The sequence below is a fragment of the Variovorax sp. PCZ-1 genome (genome assembly GCF_018413605.1).
GTDB lineage: Bacteria > Pseudomonadota > Gammaproteobacteria > Burkholderiales > Burkholderiaceae_C > JANMDU01.
Genome location: NZ_JAHCDN010000001.1, coordinates 255534 through 266877 on the forward strand (window position 1 = coordinate 255534; position 11344 = coordinate 266877).

Annotated in this window: 11 protein-coding genes; 5 read left to right on the forward strand and 6 right to left on the reverse strand. The window is 54.8% G+C overall.

What is annotated here, in order from left to right; all coding sequences use genetic code 11:
* Nucleotides 1–9: 9 nt before the first annotated feature.
* On the forward strand, nucleotides 10–771 hold the full coding sequence (locus KIH26_RS01310; RefSeq protein ID WP_213441689.1) for a Nif3-like dinuclear metal center hexameric protein: 762 nt from the start codon (nucleotides 10–12) through the stop codon (nucleotides 769–771).
* Nucleotides 772–852: 81 nt separating this feature from the next.
* Here KIH26_RS01310 and KIH26_RS01315 read toward each other — a convergent pair whose 3' ends face one another.
* From KIH26_RS01315 to KIH26_RS01335, 5 genes are all read right to left on the reverse strand, one after another.
* Nucleotides 853–2082: a TIGR03862 family flavoprotein gene (locus tag KIH26_RS01315; protein ID WP_213441690.1), complete on the reverse strand. Its 1230-nt coding sequence runs from the start codon at nucleotides 2080–2082 to the stop codon at nucleotides 853–855.
* Nucleotides 2079–2981 (reverse strand): class I SAM-dependent methyltransferase, encoded by a 903-nt coding sequence (locus KIH26_RS01320; protein ID WP_213441691.1) that lies wholly within the window; start codon nucleotides 2979–2981, stop codon nucleotides 2079–2081. The genes KIH26_RS01315 and KIH26_RS01320 overlap by 4 nt, the downstream gene beginning before the upstream one ends.
* 69 nt (nucleotides 2982–3050) lie before the next feature.
* A complete protein-coding gene (locus tag KIH26_RS01325) occupies nucleotides 3051–3989 on the reverse strand; it encodes a HAMP domain-containing protein (protein ID WP_213441692.1) in 939 nt (312 codons plus the stop codon).
* 44 nt (nucleotides 3990–4033) lie between these two features.
* Complete coding sequence (locus tag KIH26_RS01330; RefSeq protein ID WP_213441693.1) at nucleotides 4034–4270, reverse strand: hypothetical protein; 237 nt, start codon at nucleotides 4268–4270, stop codon at nucleotides 4034–4036.
* Nucleotides 4271–4440: 170 nt separating this feature from the next.
* Complete coding sequence (locus tag KIH26_RS01335) at nucleotides 4441–5448, reverse strand: fumarylacetoacetate hydrolase family protein (protein ID WP_213441694.1); 1008 nt, start codon at nucleotides 5446–5448, stop codon at nucleotides 4441–4443.
* An 88-nt stretch (nucleotides 5449–5536) separates the two neighbouring features.
* On the opposite strand from KIH26_RS01335, the gene KIH26_RS01340 reads away from it, so the two are divergent.
* From KIH26_RS01340 to KIH26_RS01355, 4 genes are all read left to right on the forward strand, one after another.
* Nucleotides 5537–6343 (forward strand): IclR family transcriptional regulator, encoded by an 807-nt coding sequence (locus KIH26_RS01340; protein ID WP_213441695.1) that lies wholly within the window; start codon nucleotides 5537–5539, stop codon nucleotides 6341–6343.
* The gene (locus KIH26_RS01345; RefSeq protein WP_213441696.1) at nucleotides 6340–7482 is read left to right on the forward strand and encodes a DUF3108 domain-containing protein; all 1143 of its coding nucleotides are present in this window, start codon (nucleotides 6340–6342) and stop codon (nucleotides 7480–7482) included. The genes KIH26_RS01340 and KIH26_RS01345 overlap by 4 nt, the downstream gene beginning before the upstream one ends.
* Nucleotides 7483–7592: 110 nt before the next feature.
* On the forward strand, nucleotides 7593–7946 hold the full coding sequence (locus KIH26_RS01350; protein ID WP_213441697.1) for a BTH_I0359 family protein: 354 nt from the start codon (nucleotides 7593–7595) through the stop codon (nucleotides 7944–7946).
* Nucleotides 7947–8109: 163 nt separating this feature from the next.
* Complete coding sequence (locus KIH26_RS01355) at nucleotides 8110–10176, forward strand: hypothetical protein (RefSeq protein ID WP_213441698.1); 2067 nt, start codon at nucleotides 8110–8112, stop codon at nucleotides 10174–10176.
* Nucleotides 10177–10184: 8 nt separating this feature from the next.
* Here KIH26_RS01355 and KIH26_RS01360 read toward each other — a convergent pair whose 3' ends face one another.
* The gene (locus KIH26_RS01360) at nucleotides 10185–11237 is read right to left on the reverse strand and encodes a YeiH family protein (protein ID WP_213441699.1); all 1053 of its coding nucleotides are present in this window, start codon (nucleotides 11235–11237) and stop codon (nucleotides 10185–10187) included.
* Between the last annotated feature and the right edge of the window lie 107 nt (nucleotides 11238–11344).

Here is an 11344-nt window from a genome sequence, read left to right on the forward strand (position 1 = left end):
GTTCAAGCCATGACCACCCGAGATCAACTCAGCTCCGCCTTCAACCAACTCCTGCAACCCGAGCGCTTCAAAGACTATGGGCCCAATGGTTTGCAAGTGGAGGGCAAGGCTGAGGTTCGCAAAATCGTTTCAGGCGTGACTGCGTCGAGCGCTTTGATCGACGCAGCGATTGAGCGCGGCGCAGATGCGATCTTTGTGCATCACGGCCTGTTTTGGCGCGGGCAAGATGGGCGCGTGACAGGTTGGATGAAGCAAAGGCTGCAAAAACTCTTGGCGCACGATATCAATGTGTATGCCTACCATTTGCCGTTGGATGCACACCCCACTTTAGGCAACAACGCGCAGCTGGGCAAACTGCTAGGCTTCACGCCTTTGGAAAATGGTGAGTTTGGCCGCTTTGGTGAGCAAGAGCTGGGCTGGCTGGGTTGCACAAGCTTCACGGATATGCCCAGCTTGATGCATCATCTGAATTTAAAGCTGAATCGGCATATCGCCGGCGTAGATACTGCGCGGAATGCTATTAAAAAAGTAGCGTGGTGCACAGGCGGCGCACAGGGATATTTTGAAGCGGCAATTGCTGCAGGCGCAGATGTGTACATCACTGGCGAGATTTCAGAGCCTCAAGCGCACTATGCGCGCGAGATGGGTGTGAGCTACATCGCCTGCGGGCATCATGCGAGTGAGCGCTATGGCGCGTCTGCTGTAGCTGCACACGTGGCGCAGCAGCTGGGTTTGGCGCATGAGTTTGTGGATATTGACAATCCCGCTTGAGATGTTGACTTCCGTTCGCCCTGAGCGTGTCGAAGGGCTAGTATGGCTTCGACAAGCTCAGCCCGAACGGAGTAGGGCAACTCACTGTGTGGCTAGATAAGCCACTGCGCCACGCCCTGCGACACGGCCTGAAGCCCAGCATGCGGTGAGCAAATAACCCCCAGTCGGCGCTTCCCAATCGAGCATTTCGCCTGCGCAGAACGTGCCCGGCTTTTGCTCAAGCATGAGCTGATCATTCATGGCTTCCAGCGCCACGCCGCCTGCGCTGCTGATGGCTTCGTCAATCGGGCGAGCAGCGCCTAGAGTGAGTGGCAAGGCTTTGATGGTCTTCGCCAGCAAGGGCAGGTCGTGCATCTGCTCTTTGCTTAAAACTTCATAAAGCAATGCGGATTTCAGACCCTGCAGATTCAAGCGGCTTTTCAAATGCGCTGAGAGTGATTTGCTGCCGCGCGGGTGGCTCACCTCGGCCAGCACTTTGTCTGCACTGAAAGCAGGCAGCAGATCAAGATACATCGTGGCTTGGCCACTTGTCGTGATTTCATCTCTGATCAAGCTGGAGGCCGCGTAAATCAAGCTGCCTTCCACGCCCGTTTCAGTGATGACGAATTCGCCCTGCTTGCGAAAGCTATTGCCTTGAGAGTCAGTGAAATGCAGTGCGACAGGCTTGAGCGGCTGCCCCGCAAACTGGCCGCGCAAATGCTCGCTCCAAGGCGCTTTCAAATCAAAGCCGCAATTGGAGGCTTGCAGCTCGTTCATCTTCACACCGGCATCCTGCAGCCAAGCAGCCCAAGCGCCATCCGAGCCCAGCTTCTTCCAGCTTGCACCGCCAAGCGCGAGCACGGTGGCATCTGCGCGCACTGTGAGTTCGCCCTGCGGATTTGAAAAGCGAAGTGCGCCATCCTCTGCCCAGCCGAGCCACCGATGCCTTGCATGAAAGCGTACACCCTGGCCGCGTAATCGTGTGAGCCAAGCGCGCAGCAGTGGCGCAGCTTTCATCTCAGCTGGAAACACGCGCTGCGAAGTACCCACGAAAGTTTCGATGCCCAGCGCATGCACCCATTCGCGCAAAGCGCTCGGGCTCAAAGCTTCTAGCCACTTTGCCACCTGTGGCGCACGCGAGCCATAGCGTGAAGTAAAAGCCTCCAAGCCTTCAGCATGCGTGATGTTGAGGCCGCCAATCCCCGCGAGGAGAAATTTTCGCCCCACAGAAGGCATCGCGTCATACACATCCACCTGCACGCCAGCAAGCGCCAGCTCTTCGGCAGCCATCAAGCCCGCAGGCCCTGCACCGATCACAAACACTTTCTTCATGCCACTTCTTTTTCAAGCAAAGGTGTGAAAAAGCGTGGGCGCATTGCATTCAAACCGAGCTGATCGAGCATCGCATTCAAGCGCTTTGCACTACTTTTCGCATGCGCCGCTCCCTTAGAAGCAACGATCAGCTCATTCTTCATCGAATGCTCCCAGCCCACCAGCTCCGTCACCGTCACCTCATAGCCATGCGCTTCCAACTGCAAGCAGCGCAGCACATTGGTGAGCTGCGAGCCAAACTCGCGCGTGTGCAGCGGTCTGCGCCACAGCTCCACCAACGGATTGTTTTGCAGCGCACTCGCCTTACCTGCCTTCAAAGCGCCTGCCACTTCCGCTTGGCAGCAAGGCACGAGTACCACATGCTGCGCGTTATGAGAAAGAGCAAACGCAATCGCATCATCGGTGGCGGTATCGCAAGCATGCAGCGCCGTCACGATATCAATTTCTTTGGGCAAGACCGTATTGGATGCATCGACTGAAAGATTCAGAAACTCCATGCCCTTGAAGCCAAACTGCGCCGCCAGCTCACGCGAACGCGCTACCAGCTCATCGCGCACCTCCACGCCAATCACTTTTCCTGTGATCGACTTGAAAAACAAGTCGTACAACATGAAGCCCAAATACGACTTGCCCGCGCCATGATCCACCAGCGTCACAGAGCCTTTGGAAGACTGCACTTTAGCGAGCAGCGGCTCAATGAATTGCAGCAAATGATTCACTTGCTTGAGCTTGCGCCGCGAATCTTGATTGATCGCACCATCGCGCGTCAAAATATGCAAAGCTTTGAGCAACTCCAAGCTCTGCCCTTCGCGCAGCCCCAATTGCTCAGCTGTAGATAGCGCTCCTTTTTTAGGAGCGCTTTGCGCAGATTTCTTGCCGGAGATCTCGTGTTTTTTCATACAAAGATTGTGCTCCAAAAAAACAAACGGGAGCGCGATGCTCCCGTTGTTTGATCAGAGAAAGAAAGATCAGCTCGTGCGGCGCATCCGTGCAACGAGGGCTTGCTGGCCCACGCGCATGCGCTCCAGCGCAGTAGCCAAGCCTGCGAATTCGGCCACATTGCCGGCATCAATTTTCTTGTCCAAGCTGCCTTTGCTCATGTCATCCACGGCGGCAGTCAGGTTGGCCAGGGGCTTCGTCACGGCTTTAGGTAAATTGATCATGAGCAACAAAGCGATGACGATACCAATAGCCACAGTGAGCATCACGCCTGCAAACACTTGGTTGAAGCCGCCAGCAGCGACTTCAGACAGTGCAAGCGTTTGTTTGGTTTTCTCGGCGGACATTTCCGACACGCCTTTGATCAATACGCCGCTCAAGCGGTCTTTACCCGCAGTGATCATGGTGTTGACTTCAGTAGGGGCGAACATCACGACAGGCGCTGGGGCTGAAGCGGCTGCGGCTGGCGCGGCAGCTACGGCCTTTGCAGCAGGAGCCGTTGGTGCAGGTGCTGCTGCGGCCGCAGCGGCAGCTTGCGCGACTTTGCCAGCTTGATCATTGACCGAGCCGAAAATCTTTTTCATTTCAGTACCGTAGAAATCTGCCGCGCTCTGCCAGTTGCCAATCTTGGCGACATCGTCCGAGCTAAAAGCACCATCAGCATTGCTGCGCATGGTGGCGAGCAGCTTGGTGATTTTGTCGGAAGTGCCAGTCCATTCTTTGATGTAGTTGTTGCGGCGCTCTTCGTTGTTGACGTAAACGAAATACTCTTTTTCATAGCGACGGATTTGTTGGGCAAACACGGCCAGATCGGTCAGCTGAGAGGATGCGATCGTGTTTTTGCGAGCGGTATCCACCACATCGCTCTTGGCGGTGGATTGGCTCCACCACACGAGCGCGGCTTGCGCCAAGAAGAAGACGATGATCAGGCCAAGGCCTAAGACCAGACGAGAACGGATGGATTTCATGATGGACTCCTCAGTGTGTTGGATGGGTTATGACGCTTCAGACTTCAAGCTTTGATACCAGTTGCCTTGAGAATGGCCTCTTTGACTTTGGCATAAGGTACCTCGGGCGGTAAATGTTTGCCTAAGCAAACAAAAAAGTACATCTGCTGATACTCGGGTTTACCCGCAAAAGCGGTATTGAGCTTGACATCAGCGAAGGCATCATCCACAACGAACTCTGCGGCAACGCCCATGTATTCGGCCACTGCAGAGATAGCAGCTGGTCTTAATTGTGGATGCATCGTTGTACTACTTGGTCTGAATTAACTGCCCCAATGTAATACTTAGGAATTGATTTGTCCAGATAGCCTACTCTAAACAATGCCTTTGTCTAGAGCTTGTCGTGAATTATCGCTGGTCTTGTTGCGGGAATGATTCAATTCCTTTTCGGAAATTGAACAGAATTTGTCATTTACTGGGCTGAGGCCACTTTCTGATCAATCACGCCAAAAACGCTTTGGCCGTCTTTGCCCTTGATTTCGATGCGGATGGTGTCGCCAAACTTCATATAGGCCGTGCTGGGCTTGCCGTCAAGAATGGTTTCGATCGCGCGTTTTTCGGCGATGCAACTGTAACCTTTGATCCATTCCTTTTTGCCGTCTTTCTCAATCGCACGATTGCTCACCGTGCCTGAGCCGACGATAGAGCCGGCGCGCACATTGCGGGTTTTGCAAATGTGGGCAATCAGCTGGCCGAAGTGGAAGGTCATCTCTTGCCCGGCATCGCACATGCCCACGGTGCGGCCATTCCATTGGCTTTGAATGGTCAGATGCAACTTGCCTCCACTCCAAGCATCGCCGACTTCATCGGGAGTCACAGCAACTGGGCTGAAGGCGGTAGCGGGCTTGCTCTGGAAGAAGCCGAAGCCTTTGGCCAGCTCGTCGGGGATCAGGTTGCGCAAGCTCCAATCGTTGGCGATCATGAGCAGGCGCACGCCTTCCAAAGCCTCTTCAGCTGTGCTGCTCATCTTGACATCGCCTGTGATCACAGCCACTTCGGCTTCAAAATCAATGCCGAAATCTTCGCTAACGACGACAGAATCATCGCAAGCGCCCAAGAAATCATCGCTGCCGCCTTGATACATCAGGGGCTCTGTGTAGTAATTGGCTGGCACTTCAGAATTGCGCGCTAAGCGCACGAGTTCCACATGGTTAATGTAGGCGCTGCCATCGGCCCACTGGTAGGCGCGGGGCAGAGGCGCCATGCATTGCTTGGGATCGAAGGGGAAGGCGTGGCGAGCTTTGCCGTTGTTGAGCGTGTCGTAGAGATCTTGCAACTGGGGTGAGATGAAATTCCAATCGTCCAAAACTTGCTGCATCTTGGCGGCAATGCCGGTTGCATAATGTGCAGTCGATAGATCACGCGAGACAACGACCAATGCGCCGTCGCGGCTGCCGTCTTTGAGGGTGGCGAGTTTCATGGGAATCTTTCTTTGGCGAATGAATCTAAATTACGATAAGGTAAATGCGTTTACTATTGCGTAATTCTAGCCTGTCTTTCTAACCGTCATGCCCAACAAAAAGCCATCCCCTGTTGTTCCCAAATCCCAAGCTGGCATTCAGTCTGTGGAAGTGGGTTTTGCTTTGCTGGATGCGCTCACCAAGGGCGCGGGTGCGATGATGCTGCGCGATCTGGCGCAAGCGGCCGGCATGAGCCCGGCCAAGGCGCACCGCTATTTGGTCAGCTACCAGCGCTTGGGGCTGGTGCAGCAAGATGGCAGCAGCACGCGCTATGACTTGGGGCCGGCTGCTTTGAAGCTGGGCTTGGCCACGCTCTCGCGGCTGGATGCTGTGGCGCTCGCGCGCTCGCGCATGGATGCGCTGATGGACGAGATTGGGCATACGGTAGCGATTGCGGTGTGGGGCAACCACGGCCCTGTGATCGTGCATTGGCAAGAGCCTGCAAGAGCCGTGACGGTGAATCTGCGCTTGGGTGATGTGATGCCCTTGCTCGGCTCCGCCACGGGGCGTTGTTTTGCAGCGTTTGCACCCAAGGCCATCGTGCAGCCGCTGCTCAAAACGGAGATCGCGCAATTGGGCAAGAGCGAGCGTGCAGGCATGCCGCGCAATGCGGGCGAGGCGCAAAGCATTTTGGAAGAAACGCGCAAGCAGGGCTTGGCGCGGGTGGTGGATACGCTGCTACCCGGCATCAGTGGTTTTGCAGTGCCAGTGTGGGATGCTGGCGAACGCATTTGCTTAAGCCTAGTCTCTCTGGGTTCAAGCGCAAGCTTTGATGCGGATTACAAAGGTGCTATAGCGAAAGCGCTGCGCCAATGCAGTGCGCAGCTCAGTAGCGAGCTCGGCAGCAAAAAATGAATTCGCAAGTAGCGCCCCGCTATTCGGCAAGCTGGCCATGGCGCGGCTTGGCTTGGGCCCTGCTGGCTGCTGTGCTGGCTCATGTGATGGCCTTGATATTGGCCACCGAGCGCTTTTCTTTCAGTTTTAAAAACACGGCGGATAACACTGCGCTCAGCACGCGGATGATAGATCCCGTGCCCGTCTCGCTGCTCCCGCCTGTGCCTGTAGCCGCCAAAGAGCCCAGCAAAGCAAAAGACAAAGTATCTAGCGCCATGCCCGTGAGCCAAGCACCCAAGCCAGCGCTTGCTGACAGCAGCGCTGCAAGCCCAAACAAAGAAGTAAAAATTGAGCAAAATCAGCCTGTAGCCGGCAAAGAATCTGCGCAAAGTGCTACTGAAACAGTAGCAGGCGATGAACCCAATGCAGATAGCTATCTCGCGCAAACGACAGCGCCAGCCAGCGGCGCACCCGCTCCGCCTGGTTTGAAGCTGAGTTATCCAGCGAGTGCGAGGCTGCAATTCGATGGCACCGTGGTACGCAAAGGCATTGCCAATAGCGGCAGTGGTGTTCTGAGCTGGAAAATGGATGGCAGTAATTATGAATTGAGCTTAGAAGCGACAGCCATGCTCATACTCAGCCGCACAGAAAAGAGCGAGGGTACGCTCTCACCGCAAGGCCTCACCCCCCAGCGCTACAGCAGCGTGCGCACAGGCCGCAGCGAACAGGCCACGCATTTCCGCGCTGAGATGGGAAAAATCCAGTTCAGTAACAACAAGCCTGATGAGGTGTTGCTCGTGGGTGCACAAGATCGGCTCAGTGCCATCATTCAGCTGGCGGGCATTATTGGCGGTGATCCTGAGCGTTACAAAATTGTGAACCGCATTCAAATGCAGGTTGCAGGCTTGGATAACGCGGAAATCTGGGAATTCAATCTCCAAGGTATCAGTGATATCAATGTGCCTGCAGCCAATATGCAAGCCTTAAAGCTCACCCGTACACCGCGCAATGAATTTGATCAGCGCTTGGAAATCTGGCTCTCGCCACAGCTGGGCTATCTGCCTATACGCATCCGTCAAAGCTCAGCCGCTGCACCCGATCAGGATTTTGATGATTTGGTGCTTCGCAGGCTGCCAGTGCCAACGGTTCCCGCAAATTAGAAGCTGCAAATAGGGGCTAATACCCATGCCCTTGAAATACTTTCATGCGTTCATAGATAAGCTGCTACAGTAAATGCAGCATCCTTGAAAGCAAAGAAAGCAACACCTCCATGCAAATGCTCTATGACTCAGACTCCTTTGTGGTGGTTCATCTCCAAGCCGAGCCGCAGGAGCACGCCAGCGCACAAGATGCAGTGCAAGTCGCCATGCAAGGCATTTCTTTGGACGGTATGGAGCAAACAACGCCTAACAAAGATGAGCAGCCTGAATATCGCTTGGCCCGCCACGGCTTCGAAATCGTAGACAAGCGCTCAGGCAAAGAGGTCTACCTCGATGGCTCATGGGCAGAGCTCTTTCAGCAGCAGATCACCGCCTGGCAAGTGAAAACGCCCACGCAAGACGAAGTAGAAGAAACGCTAGAGCGCTATGCCCAGCTCGCGCAGAATCCCGTTGTGTTGCACTGAAATCTTGTAGATAGAAGCTTTGCGGTCATTTATATCTCTTGATGTGTGAGTCACACATCTTTGTGGCGACAAAGTCGTTTTTTCTATTCATGAGGTTGATGTGCGCAGTCTCTGAGCTATATTTACGTCAGTTCGTAAAAACGAGTTCATAAAGAGGTAAGGTATGTCTGTGCAAGCCGCACCCGCAGGGAATGATGTCGAATCAGACGAGGCACTTTTTGATATCGTGGTGCAATTGGCACCCGGTTCATCTCTCGAGCGTGTTAAGGACAAGGCGATCAATGAGTTAGGCATGGAGCCTCTTAAAGTAGAGGCTTTGGTGCGCGCTTTGCAAAGCGGGCCAGCAACACGCATTGGAAGCTCGGTGCCAAAGAGCCGTGCTGAGAAAGCTCGCGATGATTTCACGAGAGCTGGCCTCAAAATCACGCTCACCCCTGTGCTGTCGATCAGCAAAATGAAGGCAGCTGAATCCGATGGTAAGACCATGTGTCCCGCTTGTGACGTGCGAGTGATCCTGCCTGAAAATCGCCAATGTCCTAATTGCAATGTTTTCGTAGATAAGGTGGACGAGCAATTCATACTTCGTAAGAAACTCATTGAGCAAGAGCGCCGCCGTGCCGAGATGTCGCAAGACCGTGAGAAAAAAGCCAGTGAAAAAACCAAACGGGAAGCTATGGAGCGCGAGATGCGGGAGCAGATTCGCAAAGAAATTGAAGAGGAAATGGGTATCAGTGACCGCCAAGCTGGTGGGGCGGCGGTCAAGATCAAGATGGCTGTTGCAGCCTTGGGCCTAGCTGGCGTAGCATTTATCGGTGGCAAAGCTGTGGGAGGTGGAGGCTTTGGTTTTGGCGGCGGCGGTTCAGAAGATAAGGCTGCTAGCTCGGTCGCCTCTTCATCTTCAGCTACGCAAGTGCCGGGTAGCGTACCCAAGGGTAGTGATATAGACCAGATCATGCAAAACTTGCCTTCATCGGGTAGTTTGGATGTGGCAGGTGCCGAACTTTTGGATGATGCTACTCAAGAAGAAGCTTTGATGAAGTTGGCGCGCAATGGTGGGCCTAACGCCAAAGGTATTCCAATGGATCAGGCTTTGGCCAAAGCCATGAACTTAGCGCAGGTAGCTGGCAATTCGAGCGCGCAACGCGCCATGGCGGGCGCTAGCGGGCCAGCGGGTGCTACTGGAACGGCTGCTTTTGTCCCAGTGGCACTGCCTGCAGATTTCAAGCCACTGTTATCGTTAGAGTTGGCAGATCAACTTTCAATGATGGGGCAAAGCGTGCGTGCGCGTGGGGTTGTGCGGGAAATCCAAGCCATACCTAATCAGACGCCTGCGCTTTCGGCAGCCGTTCAAGTCAGTGATGTAACTGCCAATGCCTGGGGCTTGAGCAGTGCAAGTGCAGATAAATCACGCAAGCTCCTAGATGGCGTACGTGCAGGAATTGCTGGCCTGCGTGAGCCAGCCTTTAAATCTAAAGCGGCCAGTGTCGCAGCAACTGCACTTGCTGCGCAATCGCGCACACCAGAACAGACAGCGCAGCCTTTGCTCGCGCAGGCGGCTGAGTCGGCAGGACAAGTAGCCGATGCGGGGCTAAAGCAGGCTGCCACTGATCAATTGCTCGTGGCCTCGGGTCATGTGTTGCTAAGTGGTGTGACTGCTGCAGCGCGCTTGGGCAATTTTGAGCGTTCCAATGATCTGACTTTGCGTTTACAAAACTCTGTCAAGCAAACTCGTTCGCCCTTGGCTGGAGCGCAGCTGTATGCCATGCTGTATCAGGCTAGACTGGTAACGACAGCTGATGCATCAGCAGTGCAAGCTTTAGATTCTGCTATCGCGGAAGCCAATAAAGCAGACAGCTTGGCTGGCAAAGCTTTGGCATTACAAGCAGCGGCTGAGATTGCTGGCGCGATGTCTGTACCTAGTGTGCTCAAATCCTTGCAAGCACTTGAGCCAACGGTCGAGCAAAGCACTGGCGTGGTTCGGGTGCAAGGATTGGGTGCGCTATCTGCGGCTTTTGCATCGGTGGGCAATGAGCCAAAGGCGGAAGAGATGCGCCGGCTAATTGCAGCATCGCAAGGTGTGCCTCCCTTGGAGCAGCAAATGGAAATGGCCAGAGCTTTGTTTCGCGCAGATTTATCTTTGGCTCGATACCTTCACAAATCGGGCGCTCACTCTCAGGCGGAAGATGCCATTATGCGTGCAGCGAGTTACTTGTTTGCCAAGGGAAAATAGCGCAACGGTCAGCGAAGCAGTAGCATCCCTGCTGCCACAAATGCAGCTATAAACACGGTCTCGGCCACCAACATCATCACGGGCTGCCAGCCGAGCTTGAGCAGTTCTTCAAAACTTGTCTTCACGCCTGCTGCTGCAATGGCTGCTACCAAGCACCAGCGAGATGCACTGCTGGCTGTATCTACCCAAGCTTTTGGAAAGACTTGGCTGCTGGCCAGCAGCATCAGCACGATGAAGGCGAGCAAAAAACCGGGGATCAAAGGCACGGAGGCTGGCGCTGAGCTCACAGCTTGACCGTCTGCCGCCACCGCGGCTGCGGCATCCGCCATTTGCCGGCGATACATCAGCGCAATTACCACCACCACGGGCGTGAGCAGCATCACCCGAAACAATTTGACCACGGTGGCTGTATCGCCCGCATCGGGCCCCAGCATCATGCCTGCAGCCACCACTTGAGCGACGTCGTGGATCGTGCCACCCAGAAACAGCCCCGCATGTTGTGGTGACGCAGCCAGCCATTTCAAGGCGAAGGGATAAAGAATCATCGCCAGCGTTGAGAGCACGGTCACGCCCACCACGGTGAGCAAAGTGAAGCGCTCGTTACGTGGGTTTTGCGGGAGTACGCTGGCTACCGCCAATGCAGCCGAAGCGCCGCAGATGGCTACTGCGCCACCACTTAAAAAACCTTCATCTCTGGGGCGATCAAGCCATCGTGCCATCAGCACACCAAAGGCCACTGTCAGCACCACGGCGCAGATGATCAACAGTGCCGAGCTCACACCGAGTTGCGCCACCTGCGAGAGCGTGATACGCGCGCCTAGCAGTGCCACACCTAATCGCAGCACAGTACGCCCGCAAAAATCCACACCAGGCTTGACCTGAGGGTTCTTCACCATGAAATGAAAACTCAGGCCAATCAACAAAGCGTAGAGCAGCTGCGGCCCGCCGTAATGCTCGGCTAAAAAAGTGGCTGCGAGTGCAATCATCACGCACAACAACAAGCCAGGGTAGTGAGCGTGCACCCAAGTGCGTGCGCGAGAAGGATCGAGCCAGTGAAGCATGACATGCACTTTAGCGCAGACCGCCAAGCATCAGCTACATCATCCAAATGTGTTGCGGCCGTAGCCTAGCGCGACTCGCACGCCGTCATGACGTCCTGAGGCCAATG

Bases quoted from the DNA above. Each gene is read 5' to 3' on its own strand.
- KIH26_RS01330 (WP_213441693.1), bottom strand. From the start codon at position 4,270: ATGCATCCACAATTAAGACCAGCTGCTATCTCTGCAGTGGCCGAATAC.
- KIH26_RS01355 (WP_213441698.1), top strand. From the start codon at position 8,110: ATGTCTGTGCAAGCCGCACCCGCAGGGAATGATGTCGAATCAGACGAG.
- KIH26_RS01345 (WP_213441696.1), top strand. From the start codon at position 6,340: ATGAATTCGCAAGTAGCGCCCCGCTATTCGGCAAGCTGGCCATGGCGC.
- KIH26_RS01315 (WP_213441690.1), bottom strand. From the start codon at position 2,082: ATGAAGAAAGTGTTTGTGATCGGTGCAGGGCCTGCGGGCTTGATGGCT.
- KIH26_RS01320 (WP_213441691.1), bottom strand. From the start codon at position 2,981: ATGAAAAAACACGAGATCTCCGGCAAGAAATCTGCGCAAAGCGCTCCT.
- KIH26_RS01325 (WP_213441692.1), bottom strand. From the start codon at position 3,989: ATGAAATCCATCCGTTCTCGTCTGGTCTTAGGCCTTGGCCTGATCATC.
- KIH26_RS01350 (WP_213441697.1), top strand. From the start codon at position 7,593: ATGCAAATGCTCTATGACTCAGACTCCTTTGTGGTGGTTCATCTCCAA.
- KIH26_RS01335 (WP_213441694.1), bottom strand. From the start codon at position 5,448: ATGAAACTCGCCACCCTCAAAGACGGCAGCCGCGACGGCGCATTGGTC.
- KIH26_RS01310 (WP_213441689.1), top strand. From the start codon at position 10: ATGACCACCCGAGATCAACTCAGCTCCGCCTTCAACCAACTCCTGCAA.
- KIH26_RS01360 (WP_213441699.1), bottom strand. From the start codon at position 11,237: ATGCTTCACTGGCTCGATCCTTCTCGCGCACGCACTTGGGTGCACGCT.
- KIH26_RS01340 (WP_213441695.1), top strand. From the start codon at position 5,537: ATGCCCAACAAAAAGCCATCCCCTGTTGTTCCCAAATCCCAAGCTGGC.